The following is a 21,060-nucleotide window of genomic DNA, read 5'->3' as shown; positions in this document are numbered from 1 at the left end:
ATCGCTTCCTCAGAAAGTGCCGGTGAACAGTTTCGGCGTGTAGCCGATGCTGGACTTCGATGGGTTGGTGAAGGTGGTGGTGACGCTGACCGTGGCGCCAGGCGCCAGCGATGCGCCTGGCAGGGTGAGATAAGGCGCCCCGCCCTGCTCGCCGCTCTTGCCGTCGAGCGTCACGCCGCTCGGGAGGCCTTCGAGCACCAGGTGCAGCGGACCGGTCAGGACCGCGCCGCTCGTGTTCGTGATCTTCACGGTGGCGCTGTACTTGCCGGTTGCGCGGTTCAGCAGCAATGCCGAACGCGTGATCGAGCTTGACGTCGTGACATCAAGATAGGTTGGCGCCAGGTTCAGGCTGACCACCACCGGGTCGTGATCCGAGGCGCGGAAAGCGTCCTTCACGTACGGTTCCGTGTTGCCGTTCTCGATGTTGTAGTCGATCGCTTCCGGCTCGTCGGCATTGTTGTGCCATTCGGTCACGCCGGCCACTTGCCCGTCGAGGCTGGTGCTGGCCAGCGCGTGGTCGAGGTAGCCGCTTTCGGCACCGAACACGTAGGAGTAAGGCGTGCCCTGCGGACGCACGAAGCGTTCGATCTCGTTGACATAGCCGGCCGCGTTCAGCAGGCGGATCGGGTCTTCCATGCCATAGGCGTTCATGTCGCCGACCACCAGCACGTCCGGATCGTTGGCGGCAGCCACGACCTGCGGCAGGAAGTAGTCGCGCAGGCGTGCGGCCTGTTCGACACGGCTGGCGTTCCAGCAGCCCTGGCCGTCGCCGCTGTCGGCATCGCCGCCCCTGGCGCCGCCGCAGCTGCCCTTCGACTTCAGGTGGTTCACGACCAGCGAGAACTTGCCGCCGTTGCCGGCCTTGAAGGTCTGGGCGATCGGTGCGCGGTTGTTGACGATGTCGCCGTCCGACAGTGCGCCACCCACCAGGCTGACCGCCTTCGGCTTGTAGATCATGGCCACGCGGATCGCGTCGGTGCCGGTCGCGGCCGGCTTGGGCACGACCGCGTAGGTGCCGGCACCCATCACGCCGTTCAGCTGCTGCACCAGGTAGTCGACGGCGGTATCGCCGTTGTTCTGGATTTCCATCAGGCCGACGACGTCGGCATTCACGGCCGACAGGGCGGCAACGATCTTGTCGCGCTGGCGCACGAACTCGGCCATGTTGTCAGCGCCACGGCAGTTACCGGCGCTGGTGCGGCTGCCGATGGTGCAGCCCTGGCCGGTGCGGCCCCAGGCATCCTGGCCGTTGGTAAAGGTGGTGAAGAAGTTCAGCACGTTGGCGCTGGCGACCTTCACGTTGCCGCTTGCCACCTGGGGTGCAGGCAAGCGCTCGTTGGTGCGCGAGAACACCGGCGTCACGGTCGGCTGCACCTTGAAGGCCGCACCGCCGCCGCCGATGGCGCCGAAGTCGAGCACGCCGGTCAGGTCGGTGACGGTGTCGCCCGCGCGTACGGTGCCGTCCTGGCCCGGGTAGGGAATCTGCGCCGGCGTCGTGAAGATGCCGTCGTCGAGCACGATCATGTTGGCCGCGTTGTCGCGGGCCAGCGCCTGGGCTTCAGGCGATCCGGCCGGATAGCGGTTGGTCGGGATTTCGCGGCGGCCGCTTGATAAGGTCAGCTCGCCGCGCTCGGCGAGGTAGGCGTTGCCATTGACCGTCAGCGGTGTGGTGAAACGCACCAGCATGGCTTCGAAGCGGGCCAGGTCGGCGTCCGGCAGCGCGACATTGGCCGGTGCAATCGCCGGGCCGCTGCCCAGTTTCGTCACCGCACCGAGGTCCTTGAATTCGGTGTACGAACGGCTGGCGCCGCTTGGGGTGTATTCGACCACGGTACCGGTAATGCGCACCAGGTCGCCCACGGCCAGGCCGGCGCTGCTGCCGAACACGAAAATCGCGTCCGAGCTGGCCGGATCGCCATCGCCCTTCGGGTCTTGCAGGAAGAAGCCGCTGCCGACCACGGCAGTGACGACGCCCTGGGTCGTCTGCACGGTGTTGTGGTAGGCGGTCCTGGGGCCGGTGCCCTGGATTTGCGGGATGCTCAGCTGGCCGGCCACGCGCACGGGCACGGTGCAGCTGGCGCTCTGGCCGTCGTTGTTGGCGAAGCGGATCTTCACCGGGTAGCTGCCTGGTGCCACGCTTGCGGCCACGCTCAGGGTGGCGTTGGCGCTGGCGCCGATGGCGCCGGCCGCGACGAAACCGTCGAGGCTGATGCCGGGCACCGCGCCCGATTCGATGACGGCGCTGTTGACGATGCTGTCCTCGTCGCGCGCGGACAAGGGAGCGCTGGCGGCGCTGCCCTGCTCGGCCTGCAGGCCGGTCGGGCAGGACAGCACGATGGCCTGCTGCACCGGGCCGCCGCAGCTGTTGATGGGCGACGTGCTGCGGCGCGGGCCGACGACGGTGGCGGCGGTGAAGTCGGCCGCGTTGTTGTCGGTGTCGGTGCAGCCCGGGGCTGCGCGCTGCAGCGAGGTCGAGATCGACGGTGCCGGCGCGACGAAGCCTTCGAAGCGGTTGGCGGTGCCGAAGCCGACCAGGTCGACGATCGCTTCACCCTCGGGCGTCGTCATCGCCTTGTCGACTTTTTTGCCAGCGCCACCTTGCCGGTCGTGGCCGACAGCGAGGCGCCCCAGGAATGGTCGATCGGACCGATGTCGCCCCCGTGCCCGCCGATCCCGCGACGAGGAAATACTGCCCCGGTGCCAGCGTTACGTCCGGCAAGGCGCCCGCCTGCCGGGTGGTGCCGGCGGCCGACTGGTACTGCAGGCTCATCCCTTTCAGGCTGACCGGTGCGCCGCTGCGGTTGAACAGTTCGACGAAATCGCGGTTCCGGGTGGAGTTGGCGCTGCCGCCACCGCCGTACAACTGGCTGATGACGACATCGGCTGGCGCGGCGCAGGCACCGGCGGACAATCCGGCCAGCAGTGCCGCCAGGACGGTCAGCCGGCCGGCGGAGGTAGGGGTTGCAACGGGCATTTTCATGGGCTTCCTAAAAGGGATGGTGGGGCGCAGCAATGTTGTCCATGCTTATAGTCATTTTATTACTAGAAACAATAATAAATCTACAATTTGACAGGAGAATGACACAATTTCTCACGGCAATACTTCCGGATGAGGTAAGCCGGCAACACATTGATTCAAAAGAGATTCTTACAAGAAAATAAAGCTGCCGCAAGTCATCGGGACTGCATTCACCGGCCCTCGAGACGGCGGCGCGTCGTCCAACTTCACGGCCATGTTTTTGCTGTCTTGCGGCGGTAGGCTGCCGACTCGCGTCGGTGCTGGGGCCGGCATTGCGGTCCCTGTGCTGGCTGTGTTCCCACCCGGTCACGAAACAAGCCGGAGCCACGACGCGCCGATGGCGGCCCTGGCGGCCCTTGTCCGCTTCACCTCGCGGTCCGGCCTGCGACGCTTTGTGCAGCTTGCGCCGCCACTCATCGCTTCGGATAGGGTGTCGCCAGCGGCTCGCCGATGAACAGGCCCTGGGCCGGCCAGGCGACACTCTTCCAGTAGGCTTCGATGGCGCTGTCGCCATCGAGATAGTGACGCAGGAGGACGCCCGGATTCGGGAATTTCTGCCAGTGGTTGCAGGGCTCGCTTACCGTGCCATAGCTGGCCGTCGCGCCCGCTTCGAGCCAGCGCAGGCTGCTCATCTGCGAGCTTCCCAGCAATTCGCCACCGTGCGAAGTCAGGTGGTCGGCCAGGGCGCCGGGCACGAAGCGCAGGCTGCCCAGCTTGTCGACCTCGGCCTTGCCGAGCTGGTAGACGAGGACGTCGTCGACGCCTTCGATGGCGTCGCCCCGGACGCGGTGGATGCGCAGGCGCTTGGACGCCAGATAGCCGGGGCGCGGAAAGAAAACGGCGCGGGCGTTGCGCGCCGCCTCGGAGGTACTGAGGTACCAGGCGCTGGCGGGTAGCAGGCGAAAGCCGCTGATGACGCCGCGGTCGATCAGCGCCCGCGCCTTGTCAACCGACGCGATCGGCAGCAGCATCGACAGCCGCAGACCGTGTTCGCTGTAGGGACGGCGGCCGCGCGCATTGAAATAGGGGCTGGGCCGGGCGGGAGCGCAGGTATCGCGGCACAAGGCCTCGTCGTAGCCCAGCGTGTAGGCGGCGGTGATGGCATTGCAGCCGACCTTGTAGGGAGCGGTCCAGACCATCAGCACGGCCTGGATGCCTGGTCCCAGGCGGCTGTCGATGTCCTCCTTCAGCGCGCGGAAGCGTTCGAGCGGCAGCGAGGCCTCGCGTGGCAGGCGCACATGGATCACGTTCGCGGCCGGGATGTCGCGGCGCTCGCGATAGTACTTGCCGATGGCGACGCTGTCCGGGTCGTTGTCGTTGATGACGATTGCCAGCTGGCGCGGACCGAGGCCGGAGCTCGCGGCGGCTTCCACCTGCGCCGTGCCTGCGGCGAGGCCGGTTTCGGGCGCGGCGCCCAGGACGGTAAACGGCAGCGCACATAGGCACGCGAGCAGCCCTGCCAGCACGCGTGCCGGCACACGCGTGCGCGCCCACACGCGCATCCGGATGCGCAGCCATGGGAGCAGGCTCACGAACAGCCGCGCAGGCGTGCGCCCGTGCGCCCACGGAGGCGCGCCGGAGCGCCAGTACGCGCCTCCTTCCGCTGGCAGCGCGAACGCGCGCGGGAACTCCCCGCCCGGCCGCACCCGTTTCCTGGCGCATGGACGCGACAAGGCTGCAGCGCCGCCACGCCTGCGGGATGGCCGGGCCATGGCCCGCTATCAGGCGCGCACGGCGACCGTACGGCGGCGCATGCGTGGCGCAAGGGCGAGCGCCAGCATGCCCAGGCCGCCTGCGAGCATGGTGGCTGCGGCCGGTTCCGGAATCGGCGCGATGGCGTAGAGTTCGAGCGCGTCGATCCTGAAGAGCTGTCCGCCGGTCGATCCGTCGATGATGCTGCGCCCCTCGCCGCCTGGGTCGCCATAGCTCAGGCGCCAGGACAGCGCGGTATCGAGCCGGTCGTTGACCAGGAGGTCGGGGCCGGCGCCGAAGGTCGGCCCCTGGTCGGCCGCATTGAAGGTCTGGAAAGCGCCCTGGCTGGGTAGTTCGAAGCCGCTCGGCACCTGGTGCCAGACGCCGGGATCGGTGTAATTGAACAGGAAGGCCGTGCGCTGGAAATCGCGTTCCGTGCTGTGCCAGCCGTCCGTGGACGACCAGCTTTGCGGGTTGTAGCCGCCCACCAGCCAGGCTTGCCCTGCCGGATCGCTGACGCGCACCAGGGTAAAAGTCGGGCCCCGGTCGTCGGCGGCGGCGTGGAAGTCGAGCGAGTCGTCGCCAGGCGCGCGCGTATAGACGTTATCGAAGATGAGGTCGCCGGCGCCGAGCCAGCGTTCGAGCTGCCCTTCGAGGACGGGATCGAGCGGCGGGTTGCCGGTCTGGGCGTGCGATGGCGGAGCAACGAGCAGCAGGATAAACGGCAGGACTAGCGGCAGTGCCAGCGCGAGCGCGCGGGACAGTGCACGCGATAGTACAAGGCGCAGCGCAAGAGGCAGCGGATGCGGGCCACGGGCAAGGAGCGTCTTCATGATCACCTCCGGTCGGGGTTCACTGACCAACCCATTGTATGCCGGGGTGGCGCACCCCCTCACACTGTTGACTTGGGAACCTTGCGCAAGGTGTAGAGGAAGCCACGGGTGCGCGTGGCCGTCCCGCGCGGGCGCGACGGACGAAAAAAAGCGGGCGTTGCCGCCCGCTTTCGTCCCTGCCGGTCCCCCGGCCCTGCAGGCGTCCTTCCCGCGCAGTGCCGGCTGTCCTGATCTTACGAGCGCTGGTAGATATCCTCGAAGCGCACGATGTCGTCCTCGCCCAGGTAGCTGCCGGACTGCACTTCGATGATGTGCAGCGGCAGTTTGCCCGGGTTCTCGAGACGGTGGTTCATGCCGATCGGGATATAGGTCGACTCGTTTTCCGACAGCAGGCTGACCTTGTCGCCGCAGGTCACGCGGGCCGTGCCCGAGACGACCACCCAGTGCTCGGCGCGGTGGTGGTGCATCTGCAGGGACAGTTTTTCGCCCGGTTTCACGGTGATGCGCTTGACCTGGAAACGGTCGCCCGCATCGATGCCCTCGTAGTGGCCCCACGGACGGTAGACGCGCGTGTGGTGCAGGTGCTCGGTACGTTCCTTCGATTTCAGGTGGTCGACCACCTGCTTGACGCGCTGCACCTGGTCCTTGTGCGCGACCAGCACCGCATCCTGGGTCTCGACGACGACGATGTTCTCGACGCCGACGACCGCCACGATGCGGCTCTCGGCGCGCACCAGCGAATTCTTGACGCCGTCGAGATAGACGTCGCCACGCTGGGCATTGCCATTGTCGTCCTTCGGCTGCACTTCCCACAGCGCCGACCAGGAACCGACGTCGCTCCAGCCGATGTCGGCCGGGACAACCACGGCGTGGCCGGTATGCTCCATGACGGCGTAGTCGATCGAGTCCGACGGGCAGCCCGAGAAGGCGGCTTCGTCGAGGCGGCAGAAATCGAGGTCGCGGTAGCCGGTGCTGACGGCTTTCTCGGCGGCGGTGGCGATCTCCGGCGCGAACTGGGCCAGCTCGGCCAGGTAACGCTCGGCGGCAAACATGAACATGCCGCTATTCCAGTAGTAGCCGCCGTCCGCGACGAAGGCCTGGGCCGTGGCAAGGTCCGGTTTCTCGACGAAGCGCTCGACCTGGTAGCAGTCTTCGCAATTCGCCAGCGCCGCACCGCGGCGGATGTAGCCATAGCCGGTTTCCGGGCCTTGCGGCACGATGCCGAAGGTGGCCAGGCCGCCTTCGCGCACCATGGTCGCGGCGCGCAGCACCGCATCCTTGAAGGCTTCGCGATTGGTGATGACGTGGTCAGCCGGCAGCACCAGCATGACCGCTTCCGGGTCGATCGATTTCAGGTAATGCGCAGCGGCGGCCACTGCCGGCGCGGTATTGCGGCCGACCGGCTCGAGCAGGATCCCCAGCGGCGTAATGCCGGCCGCGCGCAGCTGCTCGGCCACCATGAAGCGGTGGTCGTTGCCGCAGACGACCAGCGGAGCCATCAGACCCGGCAGGCCGGCCACGCGCAGCGCGGTCTCCTGCAACATGGTCTTGTCGGCAACCAGCGGCAGCAACTGTTTTGGCAGCACAGCCCGCGACAGTGGCCACAGACGGGTGCCGGCACCGCCGGAGAGGATCACTGGGTAAATTTTCATGCGTTCGCTTTCTATTGGTTATTGCTGTTCTGACTTGCGATTTCTTTGCGGCTGCTGCGGCGGCGGTCGCGGGCGTTCAGCCATTCTTCGGAGCTGTACTCGGACGCGTGCTTCATTTCTCCTGCACGATCGACACTGTATTCCTTGAAGACAATCATTTCATTGAGTGTTACATCATGCAAGACGCGAGTATATTCAAACAACACACTGCGGACAATCTCGGCGCCTTCGCAGATGTGGCTGCCGTGGCCGATCCAGGTCGGGCCGACGATGTGCACGCCCGATTCGATCTTCACGCCCGAGCCGATGTAGACCGGGCCCTCGATCTTGGTGCCGTTCCAGTCGATGCAGGTGTTCAGGCCGACCCAGAGGCCCGGCTCGATCTGGGTGCCCGGCACGTCCATGTGGTTGACTTCGCCCGTCAGCACCGTCTGCAGCACTTCCCAGTAGTCGGACATGGTGCCGATGTCGAGCCAGTTGAACGGACGACCCTGGGCATAAAACGGCAGGCCGCGTTCGGCCAGCAGCGGGAACAGTTCCGAACCGATGTCGAAGGACACGCCCGACGGAATCAAGTCGATCACTTCCGGCTCGAAGATGTAGATGCCGGTGCTGATGAAGTTCGACTTCGCCTCTTCCTGGCTCGGCTTTTCCTGGAACTCGGTAATGCGCCCCTGCTCGTCGGTAACGACGACGCCATACGAGGACACCTTGTCCCACGGGACTTCCTTGGTGATGACGGAGGCCATCGCACCCTTGCGGCGGTGCTCGAGCAGGGCCGCTTTCAGGTCGAGGTCGATCAGGGCGTCGCCGCACAGCACGATGGTGGTGTCGTCGAAGAACTGGCCGAATTCCTGGATCTTCTTCATGCCGCCGGCCGAACCGATCGGCTCGGGCACGATGGTGCCGTCGTCGGTCATGTAGCCTTCGAAGGAATAGCCGATCTGGACGCCGAACTGCTCGCCTTCGCCGAAATACTCTTCGATCTTTTCATGCAGCCAGCTGACGTTGACCATGATTTCGGTCACGCCGTGTTTTTTCAGGTGCTCGACCAGGTAGGCCATCACCGGCTTGCCCAGCAGCGGAATCATGGGTTTCGGAAGGTCGTACGTGAGCGGGCGAACGCGCGTGCCCTTGCCTGCCGCGAGAATCATTGCTTTCATTATTGAACCGTCCTTTTGGTAGGGGCCTTGCTAAACCTGCTGCGCGTCGCTGTGTCGGTTTGCGATGCTCGCTACGGTTTCTCGAGGCCCTGTGACACTAGTGGTTTGCAGGCTTTGAAGACGCGATACTTCATGAGTCTTACAAAAGCCAGTGAACTCAGTTTTCTGAAGCTTTTTCAACGTTACCGGAGGTCTGGTAGCGCCATGTGTCGGCGCACATCTGGGCGACGTCGCGCGTGGCGATCCAGCCGAGCTCCTCGCGGGCCTTGGCCGGATCGGCATAGCACTTCGCGATATCGCCCGGACGGCGGTCGACGATCTGGTACGGAATCGGGCGGCCGCTGGCGGCCTCGAAAGCACGCACCATTTCCAGCACGCTGTTGCCACGGCCGGTGCCGAGGTTGTAGGTCACCAGGCCCGGCCCCTGGGCCAGCTTGTCGAGCGTCTTGACGTGGCCGATCGACAGGTCCACGACGTGGATGTAGTCGCGCATGCCGGTGCCGTCCGGGGTCGGGTAGTCGCCCCCGAACACCGACAGCTTTTCGCGCTGGCCGGTTGCGACCTGGGCGATGTAGGGAACGAGGTTGTTCGGGATGCCGGAAGGCGACTCACCGATCAGGCCGCTTTCGTGGGCACCGACCGGGTTGAAGTAGCGCAGCAGCGCAATGCGCCAGTCCGGTTCGGCCTTGATCAGGTCGCGCAGGATGTCCTCGATCATCAGCTTGCTGCGGCCGTAGGGATTGGTGGCCGACAGCGGGAAGTCTTCCAGGATCGGCACCGAGGCCGGGTCGCCGTAGACGGTGGCCGAGGAACTGAACACCAGCGTCTTGACGCCGAACTTCGCCATCGTCTCGAACAGCACGACGCTGCCGGAGACGTTGTTGTCGTAGTAGCGCAGCGGCTGCGCCACCGATTCGCCGACCGCCTTCAGGCCAGCAAAGTGGATCACGGCATCGACCTTGTGAGCGGCAAAGGCCGCTTCCATGGCGGCGCGATCGCGGATGTCGGCCTCGATGAAATCAAACGATTTGCCCGTGATTTGTCGCACGCGGTCCTGGACCTCGCGCTGGGCGTTGGAGAGATTGTCGACCACGACCACGTCGTACCCGGCATGCTGCAACTCGACGACGGTGTGGGAACCGATATAGCCCACGCCGCCCGTAACCAGAATCTTCATTGTCGTCACTCTCTATGCTTGTTGATGCGCGCCTGTATCGGCGCTCCCAGGACGGCATTGCCGCCCCCCTCTTCTTTGTCCTTCGGCGGCTCTGCGACCGCGTGTCCCTATGTTTGTCCCTTGCGGGTATGCAGCGCTTCCTTGACCAGCAGCCAGAGGAAGGCCATGTCCTCGATAAAGTAGCGCCGGAACATGCGGCGCGGCTCCTGCAGGAAGCGGTAAAACCATTCCAGCCCGGCGCGCTGCATCCACAGCGGCGCCCGCTTCACACGGCCGATGGCGACGTCGAAGGTGCCGCCCACGCCCATCGCGAACGGGATGCGCATGGCGGCCTGCCAGCGGCCCAGGAATTGTTCCTTCTTGGGCGAACTGATCGCCACGAACAGCAGGTCGGCAGCGCTGGCCCTTACCTGCTCCGCGACCGCCGCTTCTTCCGCCTCGCCCTGCCAGTAGCCGTCGCGCCAGCCCGCCACGACCAGGCCGGGGTAGCGCGCGGTATAGGTCTCGGCCACGGCCTGCACCACCTCGGCCCGCGCGCCCAGCAGGAATACACGCCAGCCGCGCTCGCTCGAACGGCGCATCAGGGCCTCGAACAGGTCGACCCCGGCAACGCGTTCCTTCAACGGCTTGCCGAGCAGGCGCGAGGCCCAGACCACCGGCATGCCATCGACGTTCACCAGCGCGCACTCGTTGATGATGCGGCGCAGCTCGGCATCGCGGCTGGCCTTGACCAGCTTGTCCACGTTCACCACCACATGCTGATGGGGCTGTCCGGAGCGGATGAATTCCTCGATGCGCACGAGGGTTTCTTCCATCGACAGGTTGTCGATCCGGCAGCCCATCAGTGTGATGGCGGGGGACATGCCATTTTCCTTAGCTCAGCTCGCGTGCCAGCACTTCCACGATGCGTTCGGCGGCCTTGCCGTCCCACAGGTGCGGACGGCGGCCCTGCTTGCCTTCGCCGCGCAGGACCTTGCGCGCTTCTTCCAGGATCTTGTTCGGGTCGGTGCCGGCCAGCACGTTCGAGCCCTCTTCCACCGTCACCGGACGCTCGGTGTTCTCGCGGATGGTGACGCAGGGCACGCCGAGTGCCGTCGTTTCTTCCTGCAGGCCGCCGGAGTCGGTCAGCACGACGGCCGCGTCCTTCCACAGGTTGAGGAAGGCCATGTAGGCCTGGGGACCGGCCAGGGTCACGTTCGGGCCCAGGTCGATGCCGAATTTCTCGATGTTGGCGCGGGTGCGCGGGTGCACCGGGAAGATCAGCGGGAGTTCCGTCGCGATTTCCTTCAGTGCGCCGGCGATGCGGGCAAAAGTCTCCGGCTCGTCGACATTGCTCGGGCGGTGCATGGTGACGACGCCGTAGCGGCCGCCATTCTGCTGGGCCTGGGCCTTGAAGGCGCTTGTTTCGAAACCGGAGGTGTCGGCGCGGGTGAGCTTGTCAGCCTGGAACAGCACGTTGTCGACCATCACATGGCCGACGTAGTGCACGGCGGATTCAGGCTTGCCTTCGCGGCGCAGGTGTTCGACGGCCGACGGTTCGGTGACGAAGAACCAGTCGGAGATGCTGTCGGTGACGAGGCGGTTGATTTCCTCGGGCATGGCCATGTCGCCGCTGCGCAGGCCGGCCTCGACGTGGGCGACGGGGATGTTGAGCTTCTTGGCGACGATCGAGCAGGCCAGCGTGGAATTGACGTCGCCGACCACCAGCACGGCAGCGGGACGCTCGGCCACGCACAGTTCCTCGAAGCCGACCATGATTTTCGCGGTTTGCTGGGCGTGGCTGCCGCCGCCGGCGGCCATGAAGACGTCGGGTTGCGGAATGCCGAGTTCCTCGAAGAAGACGTCGTTCATTTCGCGGTCGTAGTGCTGGCCGGTATGGATGATCTTGAACGACAGCGCCTGCTGTGCCTGCAATGCACGCACGATCGGCGCGATCTTCATGAAGTTGGGCCTTGCGCCGGCCACCAGATAAATAAGCATGTTTTTGGACTTCCCTGCAGCTGTAGTAATTATGGAAACTGAACTATTTGGCTAAGAACCAATGTGTTTTCGGCATCCAGGACCGAGGCGTTGCCGCGTCCGTCCCGTTTGTTTACGTTGCCGGCTGTGCCCCACCGGATCCGCTTCTGCCCGCTATTGTCGCATTGCTTTTCAGTCAAGTACTTAAAAAAACGTTATTGTAAACCTGCACTCGACCGGAACGGCGGACGATACGGTGGAGATGCGCAATACGTCGCTTGGCTCTTTCGATTCGTAGCAGCGCGAATACCAGCCCAGCGGCGGGTTTTCGGCGCCGCGCACCAGTTCCAGCTTGAGGTCGGCGCCGCTGGCGTGCATCTGCAGGGCAAAGCGCTTGCCCCGCACGTGCAGGCCGCTGCTGGTCAGGCGCACGTTCAGTTCGGGCGCAAAATGCCAGAACAGTTCGACCGGATGCGGCTTTTTCGCGGCAACCTCGTCGCGCACGACCAGGGTCGAGCTGGCCGCGTCGAAACGGACGCTGCGCAGGTGGCGCACCGGATCGGTAAAGCGGGTGTAGCCATCGTGCGAACCGCGGAAATCGAATTCGTGGGGCGAACTGGGCATGCGTTCGATGCTGGCGTTGGCCTTGCGCAGCCACATGAAGCGTCCACCGGAGACCGATTGGTCGCGCCCGTCCACGCGCACGGTGTTGTGGGCCGAGGTGCCGCGGAAATAGTCGCGCCACTTCGGTTCCTGCCAGTAGGAATAGGTGCCCGGGTCGACCAGCACTTCCTCGCCCGCCACCGAGAGCGTCAGCGCCAGCGCGTCGGCATGGCCATGGGCGGCAATGCCGAGATAGCCGAGCGGGCCGCAATCGAGCATGCCCTTGATTTCGTTCTCTTCGCCGAACTGCGAGCCGAACAGGAAATAGCCGCCGTCGGGGAAGGCCCAGCCGGTGTCGGACTCGTGAGGGTCGGCATCGGGACGGCGCCCCGGCAGCGCGTGCAGCAGCCAGCGCACGCCCGGGTGGGTAGCGCTGTGCCCGGCCGCTTGCAGCGCCGGCTGGGCGCTGAAGACGGCATCGCCCAGCGCCAGCAATTGCGCCGCGCGGTCGCTGCCGGCGGCGTCGAGGCGGAACACGCCGCCGTCGTCGCTGTCGCCGACGTTCGGCACATGGCCGCCGACATCGCGTACCGAACGCAGGAACCGCAGGGCGCGCTGCAGCACGCTCCAGTAGGTGCGGGAGAACGGCACATCGCAGGCCTGGCCGACGAGACCGGCCACGAACAGGAATTCGGCCGAGAACACGTGGTAGCCGAAGGCCTGCTCGCGGTTCACGCCGTCGAGCGAATACTGCAGGCGCGCCTGCTGTTCGAGTTCGCGCCGCGCCTGCTCCATCCAGCCGCTCGAGGCTTTCCAGCAGGGCCAGACCGAACTGGCCACGAACAGGCCGGCCAGTTCACCAATCAGGTGGTTGTTGGCCGACGAATGGCGCGACAGGTTGCGCGCGATGGTGCGGCAATGGGCGTGGATGCTGTCGAGCCAGTCGGCGCGCAGGCGCTGGCCGGAGTCGCCGGAAAAGAGTACGCTGCCCTCGCCGCCGACGAGCTGCCACAGCAGCGCCCAGTTGATCAGGCGGATGCCCAGCTCCATCGGACTGGTCCAGTTGGGGCCGGTCAGCGGCGGGCACTGGTCGAGCCAGCTGCGCAGCTGCTGCTCGAGCGCGTGCAGCCAGCGCACGTCGCCGCTGACGCTCCAGGCTTGCGCCAGGCGCACCAAGTGCAGGTGGCGGTTCAGTTCCCAGACATGCTTGATGTCGCCGACCAGGTTGGGATCGTCGATACTGATGTCGCCCGAAAACACCGATGGCCCCGTGATGCCGCTGTCGGGGTCGCGGTTCCAGACGGTGGGCACGCCGACGTCGAAGCTGCGGTCGGCGAACAGGACGACGTGGCCGGCGCAGATACGGTCGGCTTCGGCCAGCAGGGTTTCGACCTGGGCGGCGTCGAGGGTGGGAGCACCGGGCAGGCCGAAGCTGCGGGTACGCGGCAAAGGGGCCGGGGCGCCACGTGGGATCGCGCGGCGCGCCATTCTCGTGCGCGCGGCCTGGCGCACCCGGTAACCGATCTCCGCTACCGACATGCAGCGCAGACGGTTCACCAGCCATACCATGCGTACTGTTGCATTCATCGAACCCCCGCCAAATCGTTGTAGATCGCGGCCAACTGGCCACACACCGCTTCTGTTGAGTAATGCCGTTCCACCGTCGCCCTCGCCTGCGTGCCAAGACGCCCACGCAAGGCGCTATCGGCCAGCAGCCGCTCCAGCGCCGCCGCCAGCGCCGGAGCATCGTGCGGCGGCACCAGCAGGCCATTTTCGCCATCGCGCACCGCTTCCGGCACCGCGCCGACGGCCGTGGCCACGGCCGCCTTGCCGGCCGCCATGGCCTCGAGCAGGGACATCGGCAAGCCTTCGGCATGCGAAGGCAGGCAGAACACGGATGCCCGGGCCAGTTCGCGTTCGCGTGCAGCCGCATCCAGCCAGCCCGGCAGTTCGACGTGCGCGCCGATGCCGCGCGCGGCGACCGCGGCACGCCACGCTTCGAGGTCGCCACTGCCAGCAAGTACCAGGCGCAGTTGCGGAAAACGCGGCGCCGGGGTAGCGGCCGCATCGAGCAGCTCGGCCACGCCCTTGGCGCATTCGAGACGGCCGAGGAAGAGGATACGCCCCGGCTCGGCCTGCTCGGCCTGTTCGCCCTGCTCGCCCTGCTCGCCCTGCCGCGGCAAGGGCACCGCATTCGGCACCACGGTCACGCGTGCCTCCGGTGCGAAGCCGCGCAGGAACTGGGCCCAGCCTTCGGAGAGCGCGATGACGAGCGAACTGCGTTCGAGCGTATGCCGGATCCAGCGCTGCGTGAGCATGCTGGAACGAACGGTGGCGAACTGGCGAAAGCCGCCGCCATGCAGATGAAAAATGGTACGGCAGCCAGCTGTCCGCGCCAGCCACAACAGCATCGATTTGCGCAGGAAGCTCGCTCCCGAGGCGGCGTGTGCATGCACGATGCGCGGACGCTGCCGCAGGCAGGCCAGCGCGGCTTTCGAGAAACCGCTCGCCGCGCTGCCCAGCTTGGCAAACACGCCGCCTTCGCGGTGGGTGCTGACATACGCTACCGCCTCGCGCTCGAACAGGCCGCCGTCGCGCAACACCGACACCAGCGCCGCCACCCCGCCCCGCCCTTCCGGTGCGGTACCCAGCATCAGGATGCGCGGCGCGCGCGCTTTCATGCGCGGACTCCGGCAACCGGGGGTGCGACACATCTGATGAGGGCTGGCGGATTCACGATTCTTAATAAAGGCACAATATTTCGATCATACATCATCTGTTTCCCCTCCCGCGCACGGTTCAGCCCTCGACCGCGATGAACTCGAATTTGCCGTTGGGGCCGCGTGCAATCGCTGGAACCCGCACCACGTCTACTTCTACGCCGGGCACGCGCAGGAGAAAAGCCGCCGTCAGCGCGGCCTCGTCGGCTGCGCCGAAGCCCTCGCCGGCCACCACACGCAGGCTGAAACGCCCGTCGCCCCGATACAACACTTGCCCTTCCACGAGCTTGCGGTCGCGCCCCCGGAATACGCGGTCGAGGCGGGTGACGATGCGTCCGTCGGGCAGCACCAGGCTGCGCTCCTGGCGCCCCAGCACCGCCTGGACGGTCGGGAACACGCGGCCGCAGGCACAAGGCGCCCCGTCGCCCGGCAACACCCGGTCGCCCAGGCGGTAGTGCTGCAGCGGCATGGCGGGGTTGTTCAGGGTGGTCCCCACCAGTTCGTAGCCGCCATCGTCCAGCGGCAGCAACTGCACGCCGCCATAGTCGGTGAGCACGTGGTAGCTGCCGCGCTCGCAGGTGCCGATTGCCACGACCCGTTCGGCCTGCCCATACCAGTCGAAGACGGGCACGCCGAAGCATGTCTCGACCAGGGCGCGCACCCCCGGTTCGAGCGTCTCGGACGAGGTGAGCACGCCACGCAGGGCGCGGCCGCGGTAGTGCGCGCTGCCCGCATCGAGCCAGGACGCGAGCGCCGCGATCGAGGACGGATAGGCCTGGATGACGACCGGATCGTAGCTTTCCAGCGCGTCGATGTAGGCGCCAATGCTGGCCTGCGACAGGTGGTAGGAAGACATCATGAGCATCCGGCCGAAGCGGTCATGGCACCAGTAGCGGCCATCTGCCGGATGCGCGGGGCAGACGATATCGCCGCGAATCCAGGCGCGGCGTCCGCCCGGGCGCCAGCCGATCCAGCGCAGCTGGCGCTGGAGAAAAAGCTTCTTCGCGGATCACGGCGCTCCAGGCCTGCACCGGGGTCAAGGGCGTGCCGGAGGTGCCGCTGGTACGGATGGTGTTGCGCAGCAGCGAGCCGGGGCCGCGTGGACGGACGAAGCGTTCCGGATGCTGGCGTAGCGCGTGCTTGGTCAAGAGCGGTGCGCCGCGATCGGCGTGGCACAGGCGGGTTCCATCGCCGTCGACCTGCACGCCAAGGCGGCGTGCGCGCCGGGCAATGGATTCATTCAGCCGGACCGCGCTGCGCTCGTTGGCGAGCAGTCCGGGCAGCAGGATGCGGGCCCACAGTCCGCGCAGGAGCGTGCGCAGCAGGGAGCGCAGCGTGCACTTCAGCGACCAGGTCCACATGGCAGGATGCGCTCGTAGGCCTGGGCGACGACGCGGGCCAGGATGTCGTAGGTGCGGTGGGCGCGGACCCAGTCCGGACCGCGCGCGGCGCAGGCGGCAGCGAGCGCAGGGTCCTCCAGCAGGCGCAGCGTGGCCTCCGCAAAGGCGTCGGCCTGCATCGGCACGCACAGCCCGGCACCGCTCTCTTGTATCACACGCGCCTGGTCGGGTATGTCGTTGGCCACGCCCGGGATACCGAGCGCCAGGTATTCGACCAGTTTGGTGGGCGAGGAGACGTCGAACAGCCGGCCGCGCGGGATCGGCGACAGGCCTACTTCGGCGCGCGCCGCGTAGCCCAGCGCTTCACGCTGGGGCAGCCAGCCCGTCAGCAGCACGTGCTCGTCCAGGCCATGCGCAGCGATGCTTGAGCGCATCCACGCCATTTCGTCATTCGAGGGCGCATCGCCGGCAATCACGAGCAGCACCTGGGGCAGCCGCGCGCGCAGCCGCTCGGTGACCTCGAGCAGGAAGTCGGAGCGGCGCGACTGGGCGACCCGGCCCAGGTAGAGCACGACGCGCCGGCCGTCCAGCCTGGGGTCCTGGCTGGGCGCGATGGATGTGCGGTCGAACAGGGCGGCGTCGACGCCCATCGGCACCGGCGTCATGCGATCAAGCGCGATGCCCTGCCCTGCGAGCCAGGCGCGCATCGCCTCGCTCTGCACGAACAGGTGGCTGGCGCGGGGCAACACCATCCGGTACAGCAGCAGGCGCGAGGCCCGGGCGCACGGCATGCCCGAGCCAGGCCGGACCGCGCCCGCGCCCGCGCAAGGCATCGCGCCGTGCCTCGAAGCCCTCGACGATGGGAAAGGACATCCAGTAGACGAAGGGAACGCGCAGCAGGCGCGCCGCCACCAGTCCCAGCCATGCACTGGCAACCTTGTCGCGCACCTGGATGCAGTCGGGCCGCACGCGGCGCGCGGCGCGCAGCAGGCCGAGCGCGTCCCAGAGCGGCGCCAGGATGCTGGCGAAGCGTCCGGCGAGGCTGCCGACGGCGTGCATGCCACCACCCTGCCAGGGCGCGCCAGGCGCCGCGCCGCGCTGCCCGACGAGCTCGGTATGGACGCCGTGACGCGGCATTTCGGCACCGAACAGGGTCAGCACGTCGGCACGCAGCGGCGGCAGCGGGTCGCGGACGATGTAAGCAATGGAAAGCGACCTGGTGCGCATGGGAGCCCTGTCGAGATATCGCCGTCGATACTAGCGCAGGCGTTCCAGAATGCGCCCGCCGAAACGCAACAGGGCGGGCCGCGCATTTGAGGGCAATCAAGGAGCGTTGGAAGTGCCTACCGGACAGCGCGATGTGCGCACCGGTGCGGCATGCCGTGGATGATGCCGCCACGATCGCGGCGCGAGACCGTACACGGCTGGATCAGCCTCACGCAGCCGTGACTTCTGCAAGGCCAGCATCAGCCGCCAGCCCGACCCTGCGCAGCCTGCTCCAGGCGTGCGCGCAGGCCAGCACTGGCAACACTGTCGAGCTTGCGACAAAAGTGCGCTCCGGAAGCACGGATCGGCTCGAAATCGGCGTCGACCAGCACCATGGGGTTGCGCGCGCTGCCCTCCGGCCACTGGACGTAGCGAAAACTCTGCGGCAACACGCGGCAGGCGAAAGGCGAGGCCATCACGAGGGTCTGGAAAAACATTTCATCAGGGCAGAGAACCGTGCTGAAAAAGCGTGCCAGCCGCGGTTGCTGGTCCACCTGGCCGAGCAGGTGGATCAGGCAGGGTCGGGACAGTGTCCACCAGGCCGAGCCGCCATAGGGCACCAGTCCGCCAGGCAGGCGCCGCGTCCCTGCCTGCCAGGCGCAGGGCACGGCTGGCGAACGCACATCCCAGGCGCGCAGGCAAGGCGCCGCCCTCGCGATGGAAAAACTGGTAGCGATAGGCGGCCGGCCAGCCACCGGGGCCGATGGCCACGGTATCGATCAGCTCGCGGCCCCGGAGCGCCGCCAGTTCGTGCTTGAGCACGGCATTCGGCAAGACCGGATAGTCCTGGGCCGACAGGAAGACGAGCTTGTCGAAATCGCGTTCGCTGGCGATGACCTGGCGCAGCGAGCCGAGCATGGCGCGTACCTGGCTGAAGCCGCCCCAGCGCACGTCGACACGCGGCTGCACCTGGCGGGCGCCAGGATGTACCTGTGCCGGATCGACCTGCCATTTACGGTCGAGGTGGACGTAGATGACGAAGTCCGGATCGCACAGGCGGGCAATGAGCGTGTTGAGTTGCTCGAGGTCCCTGTGCGCGTGGATCAGGAAAACCTGTCTCATGGCTGGCAGCTCCCGGCCGCGCGCCGGCCAGTTGCGAGCCAATGGCTGGCGTGCATCGCGACCAAAAAAAAACGTCCCCGTGGCGCGCAGCCGCGGGGACGTGGGCGGCGCGCCTTGGCAGGCGTACCGACTATAGCGCGTGGCCGCGAAGGGCCTGCGTTCAGTTCAGCGTGACACTTTGCCCAGCAACAGTGACCGTGCGCACGGTGCCGGACGTCGTGACCTGCACCTCCGGACGCTTGCAGCCGACATCGAGTAGCACCAGGAACTCGGCGACCGACTTGCCGTCGTTGGCCAGGTAGAAGGCGCCATGGTCTTCGACGACATTCGGCTTGGCACCCGGGCCGATCCACGGAGCAAAGCTGGCGTTCGGGTTCAGGGAACGTACGCACACCGACTGGCCGTTGATCGCAATCTTCACCGCGCCCGCGTTTTCCTTCACCATCGCCACCGGAGCGTGCAGGTTGAACTCATAGGTGTGCGGCACCGTTGCCGACAGGCGGTCGCGTACCAGGATCGCGTTGCCGGCATTGCGCAGGTGCCAGACCTGGCGCTTGGCCATGGTCAATTGGCCACCATACGACGGCGTCGCATCGCCCTCGGTGTAGTCGTAGCTTGGCTGCGCCGCATAGCCGATGATCTTGCCGTTGCGCTGCAGCTGCTCGCGGTAGCCGGTCACCAGCTGGCCCTTGCCGCCGTCGAAGGTGATGGCGTTCTGCGAACGGGTCTGGTGGTACCAGTCGGTCCAGTAAGGCGAACCATACCAGTCATACCAGCCGGCCTTGACCAGCAATGGCTGGCCGGCCACCGACAGCAGCAAACCGTTCTGGTCGCCGTGGCTGTGGTTGAACGAGCCGTACGGGCTGGACTTGAAGTACAGCGAGCTGCGCGCATTCGAACCGATATCGCTGTGCATCGACACCCAGCCGGTGCTCGGGTAGTAGGCGGTGTTCGACGGCGGCAGCTGGACCTTGGTATCGGCCACCGGCATCGGGTACGGTGCCTGCAGCAGCGACAGCGTGTCTTCGGTGCCGCCCAGCTTGGCCACGTACCAGGCCGCGCGCGGCGACACCATGCGCGAGCCGAAGGCGTGGAAGACGCGGGTGTCGGGCTTGGTCTCGGAACCGTCGCCGAAGGCGTGGATCTTCGAGCCTGGCGGCGTGAACTGCGTCGCGAAGTCGAGGAAGCCCAGAGCCCAGGGCTTGGCGTAGAAATTCACGCCGGTCGCCTGGGTCAGCGGGTCCCACAGCTGCACCAGGTAGCCGGCGGCGTATTCGGCATAGGCGGTGCCGTTGGCAAAGCCCCCTTCCGGACCGGCCCATGGCGAGGGCGCGTTGGCGTAGGCGCGGAACGAGAAATCGAACCACTTCTGCGCTTCCGGGATGTCGCCCAGCGACAGCGAGGAGATCAGCACCAGGAACACGAGGCTCGTATTGCCATGCGAGTCGAACGGATACTGGTCGAGACGGCCATTGTCGCCGGCCAGGTTGCGATAGATCTCTTCGGTGCGCACGCGCACGGTGTCGAGCCAGCGCGCCTTGCGCGTGGCGTCGAGGTCGCCGGCGAGCGAGTCGACCGCCTTGATCAGCGACACCGAGATCTGGCGTGTCGCCTGGTCCTGGTTGGCGTAGCTGGTCGGGCCCTTCGGGTCGAGGCTGGCCAGCTGGTCGCCCTTGCGCAGCGCTTCGGTCAGGAACATCGGATCGCGCTTCATGCGCCACATCACGGCCGCCGCTTCCAGCTGCCGGCTGGCCTCGTTGATACGCTGGCGGATGTCGGTCTGCTGGGAGGCCATGGCGGCCGTCAGCGGCGAGGTGATGGCGATCGGCCAGCGTGCATCGCTCAGGACCGGCAGCGCATTGATCTGCAGCTTGATCTCGTTATTCATGCGGCTGACGTAGGGATCGAGCTCGGTCTTCTTGGCCGCGCTCCAGCTCGAATACAAGGTGAACGACGGCGGCAGCGCGCGTGGGCGTGCCTTGGCGCTGATACGCTGGCGCAAGGTGGTGTTGTCCGGCACTTCGAAGACGGTGGAACGGGCAGTGATCGAGAAGCTGCGCTCGGTCGACCAGTCGCTGCTGCCGCTCGGACGCACGCGCCAGGTGTAATTACCCAGAGGCAGGGCCTTGGTCGGCAAGTACCAGTTACGCTCGACCACGGCAACCATTGGCGCGCCGCCGGCCGGGGTGATTTCGATGTCGTACGCGGCCGGCCCCGTGGAATGGCGGGCCCAGGTGAAACCGGGCGGATTCTGGGCCTGGATGGCACTGCCCGCCGGCCCCGGTTGGACGACGAGTGGATCGGCCGATTGGGCCCAATCGGCGCGCGCATTCAAGGACAGCGCGCACAACGATGCCAGGGCGAGGGCCTGGATCAGGCCCTGTCGGTTGAATTTCATGAATGATGCTCCGAGAACGTTGGATGACTGTTCAGCGGACCGGGGTGGCCCGCATGCTGCGTGAACGGCGCGTGCTGCAGGCTTGCGTCGTCCGTACGATGGTTCTTGACGGAACGTTCGTAACGGAATGATGTTACCGCAGTAAGAAATTGAACAGAGGAAACTTTTTTCCTCAA

Annotated in this window: 18 protein-coding genes; all 18 read right to left on the bottom strand. The window is 66.5% G+C overall.

Translation table 11 applies throughout. From position 1 onward, the window contains the following. Nucleotides 1-9 precede the first annotated feature (9 nt). Complete coding sequence (locus tag G4G31_RS11610) at nucleotides 10-2,568, bottom strand: ExeM/NucH family extracellular endonuclease (protein ID WP_229425547.1); 2,559 nt, start codon at nucleotides 2,566-2,568, stop codon at nucleotides 10-12. Next, nucleotides 2,549-2,980 (bottom strand): lamin tail domain-containing protein, encoded by a 432-nt coding sequence (locus G4G31_RS25865; protein WP_229425546.1) that lies wholly within the window; start codon nucleotides 2,978-2,980, stop codon nucleotides 2,549-2,551. Before G4G31_RS25865 ends, G4G31_RS11610 begins: the two co-directional genes overlap by 20 nt. A 452-nt stretch (nucleotides 2,981-3,432) precedes the next feature. Further along, nucleotides 3,433-4,551 (bottom strand): TIGR03790 family protein, encoded by a 1,119-nt coding sequence (locus tag G4G31_RS11605; protein WP_308622160.1) that lies wholly within the window; start codon nucleotides 4,549-4,551, stop codon nucleotides 3,433-3,435. A 189-nt stretch (nucleotides 4,552-4,740) separates the two neighbouring features. After that, nucleotides 4,741-5,544: a PEP_CTERM-anchored TLD domain-containing protein gene (locus G4G31_RS11600; RefSeq protein ID WP_182991528.1), complete on the bottom strand. Its 804-nt coding sequence runs from the start codon at nucleotides 5,542-5,544 to the stop codon at nucleotides 4,741-4,743. 233 nt (nucleotides 5,545-5,777) lie between these two features. Beyond that, on the bottom strand, nucleotides 5,778-7,196 hold the full coding sequence (locus tag G4G31_RS11595) for a mannose-1-phosphate guanylyltransferase/mannose-6-phosphate isomerase (RefSeq protein ID WP_182991527.1): 1,419 nt from the start codon (nucleotides 7,194-7,196) through the stop codon (nucleotides 5,778-5,780). Nucleotides 7,197-7,207: 11 nt separating this feature from the next. Continuing rightward, the gene (locus G4G31_RS11590; RefSeq protein ID WP_182991526.1) at nucleotides 7,208-8,359 is read right to left on the bottom strand and encodes a sugar phosphate nucleotidyltransferase; all 1,152 of its coding nucleotides are present in this window, start codon (nucleotides 8,357-8,359) and stop codon (nucleotides 7,208-7,210) included. Between the two features lie 157 nt (nucleotides 8,360-8,516). After that, nucleotides 8,517-9,536: a UDP-glucose 4-epimerase GalE gene (gene galE, locus G4G31_RS11585; RefSeq protein WP_182991525.1), complete on the bottom strand. Its 1,020-nt coding sequence runs from the start codon at nucleotides 9,534-9,536 to the stop codon at nucleotides 8,517-8,519. Between the two features lie 107 nt (nucleotides 9,537-9,643). After that, nucleotides 9,644-10,399: a WecB/TagA/CpsF family glycosyltransferase gene (locus G4G31_RS11580; protein ID WP_182991524.1), complete on the bottom strand. Its 756-nt coding sequence runs from the start codon at nucleotides 10,397-10,399 to the stop codon at nucleotides 9,644-9,646. Nucleotides 10,400-10,409: 10 nt separating this feature from the next. Further along, nucleotides 10,410-11,516 (bottom strand): non-hydrolyzing UDP-N-acetylglucosamine 2-epimerase, encoded by a 1,107-nt coding sequence (wecB, locus tag G4G31_RS11575; protein WP_182991523.1) that lies wholly within the window; start codon nucleotides 11,514-11,516, stop codon nucleotides 10,410-10,412. Nucleotides 11,517-11,699: 183 nt separating this feature from the next. Continuing rightward, nucleotides 11,700-13,685, bottom strand: a complete 1,986-nt coding sequence (locus G4G31_RS11570) for an alginate lyase family protein (RefSeq protein ID WP_229425545.1) — start codon at nucleotides 13,683-13,685, stop codon at nucleotides 11,700-11,702. Continuing rightward, a complete protein-coding gene (locus G4G31_RS11565) occupies nucleotides 13,682-14,779 on the bottom strand; it encodes a glycosyltransferase family 4 protein (RefSeq protein ID WP_229425544.1) in 1,098 nt (365 codons plus the stop codon). The genes G4G31_RS11570 and G4G31_RS11565 overlap by 4 nt, the downstream gene beginning before the upstream one ends. 118 nt (nucleotides 14,780-14,897) lie before the next feature. After that, nucleotides 14,898-15,674: a hypothetical protein gene (locus tag G4G31_RS25860; protein WP_229425543.1), complete on the bottom strand. Its 777-nt coding sequence runs from the start codon at nucleotides 15,672-15,674 to the stop codon at nucleotides 14,898-14,900. Between the two features lie 22 nt (nucleotides 15,675-15,696). Beyond that, nucleotides 15,697-16,179 (bottom strand): hypothetical protein, encoded by a 483-nt coding sequence (locus tag G4G31_RS25855; protein ID WP_229425542.1) that lies wholly within the window; start codon nucleotides 16,177-16,179, stop codon nucleotides 15,697-15,699. Then, nucleotides 16,161-16,910, bottom strand: coding sequence for a glycosyltransferase (locus G4G31_RS25850; RefSeq protein WP_229425541.1), 750 nt, complete (start codon nucleotides 16,908-16,910; stop codon nucleotides 16,161-16,163). Before G4G31_RS25850 ends, G4G31_RS25855 begins: the two co-directional genes overlap by 19 nt. Next, nucleotides 16,828-17,385, bottom strand: coding sequence for a glycosyltransferase family 4 protein (locus tag G4G31_RS25845; RefSeq protein WP_229425540.1), 558 nt, complete (start codon nucleotides 17,383-17,385; stop codon nucleotides 16,828-16,830). The genes G4G31_RS25850 and G4G31_RS25845 overlap by 83 nt, the downstream gene beginning before the upstream one ends. Before the next feature lie 239 nt (nucleotides 17,386-17,624). Then, nucleotides 17,625-17,984 carry a beta-1,6-N-acetylglucosaminyltransferase gene (locus G4G31_RS25840; protein WP_374011296.1) on the bottom strand — a complete coding sequence of 120 codons (360 nt, stop codon included), beginning with the start codon at nucleotides 17,982-17,984 and terminating at the stop codon, nucleotides 17,625-17,627. After that, entirely contained in the window at nucleotides 17,866-18,486 is a 621-nt protein-coding gene (locus tag G4G31_RS11550; RefSeq protein WP_229425538.1) for a beta-1,6-N-acetylglucosaminyltransferase, read from the bottom strand. Before G4G31_RS11550 ends, G4G31_RS25840 begins: the two co-directional genes overlap by 119 nt. Before the next feature lie 160 nt (nucleotides 18,487-18,646). Next, nucleotides 18,647-20,884 carry a DUF4962 domain-containing protein gene (locus G4G31_RS11545; protein WP_182991522.1) on the bottom strand — a complete coding sequence of 746 codons (2,238 nt, stop codon included), beginning with the start codon at nucleotides 20,882-20,884 and terminating at the stop codon, nucleotides 18,647-18,649. Nucleotides 20,885-21,060 lie beyond the last annotated feature (176 nt).

Source organism: Massilia sp. Se16.2.3 (assembly GCF_014171595.1).
GTDB lineage: Bacteria > Pseudomonadota > Gammaproteobacteria > Burkholderiales > Burkholderiaceae_D > Telluria.
Note: the sequence above shows the minus strand (reverse complement) of the source record. Positions and strands in the feature narration are given on the sequence as shown.

Bases quoted from the DNA above. Each gene is read 5' to 3' on its own strand.
- G4G31_RS11590 (WP_182991526.1), bottom strand. From the start codon at position 8,359: ATGAAAGCAATGATTCTCGCGGCAGGCAAGGGCACGCGCGTTCGCCCG.
- G4G31_RS11600 (WP_182991528.1), bottom strand. From the start codon at position 5,544: ATGAAGACGCTCCTTGCCCGTGGCCCGCATCCGCTGCCTCTTGCGCTG.
- G4G31_RS11545 (WP_182991522.1), bottom strand. From the start codon at position 20,884: ATGAAATTCAACCGACAGGGCCTGATCCAGGCCCTCGCCCTGGCATCG.
- G4G31_RS11565 (WP_229425544.1), bottom strand. From the start codon at position 14,779: ATGAAAGCGCGCGCGCCGCGCATCCTGATGCTGGGTACCGCACCGGAA.
- galE (WP_182991525.1), bottom strand. From the start codon at position 9,536: ATGAAGATTCTGGTTACGGGCGGCGTGGGCTATATCGGTTCCCACACC.
- G4G31_RS25860 (WP_229425543.1), bottom strand. From the start codon at position 15,674: ATGTCTTCCTACCACCTGTCGCAGGCCAGCATTGGCGCCTACATCGAC.
- G4G31_RS11580 (WP_182991524.1), bottom strand. From the start codon at position 10,399: ATGTCCCCCGCCATCACACTGATGGGCTGCCGGATCGACAACCTGTCG.
- G4G31_RS11595 (WP_182991527.1), bottom strand. From the start codon at position 7,196: ATGAAAATTTACCCAGTGATCCTCTCCGGCGGTGCCGGCACCCGTCTG.
- G4G31_RS25865 (WP_229425546.1), bottom strand. From the start codon at position 2,980: ATGAAAATGCCCGTTGCAACCCCTACCTCCGCCGGCCGGCTGACCGTC.
- G4G31_RS11570 (WP_229425545.1), bottom strand. From the start codon at position 13,685: ATGAATGCAACAGTACGCATGGTATGGCTGGTGAACCGTCTGCGCTGC.
- G4G31_RS25845 (WP_229425540.1), bottom strand. From the start codon at position 17,385: ATGCGCACCAGGTCGCTTTCCATTGCTTACATCGTCCGCGACCCGCTG.
- wecB (WP_182991523.1), bottom strand. From the start codon at position 11,516: ATGCTTATTTATCTGGTGGCCGGCGCAAGGCCCAACTTCATGAAGATC.
- G4G31_RS25855 (WP_229425542.1), bottom strand. From the start codon at position 16,179: ATGTGGACCTGGTCGCTGAAGTGCACGCTGCGCTCCCTGCTGCGCACG.
- G4G31_RS11550 (WP_229425538.1), bottom strand. From the start codon at position 18,486: ATGAGACAGGTTTTCCTGATCCACGCGCACAGGGACCTCGAGCAACTC.
- G4G31_RS25850 (WP_229425541.1), bottom strand. From the start codon at position 16,910: ATGGTGTTGCCCCGCGCCAGCCACCTGTTCGTGCAGAGCGAGGCGATG.
- G4G31_RS11610 (WP_229425547.1), bottom strand. From the start codon at position 2,568: ATGACGACGCCCGAGGGTGAAGCGATCGTCGACCTGGTCGGCTTCGGC.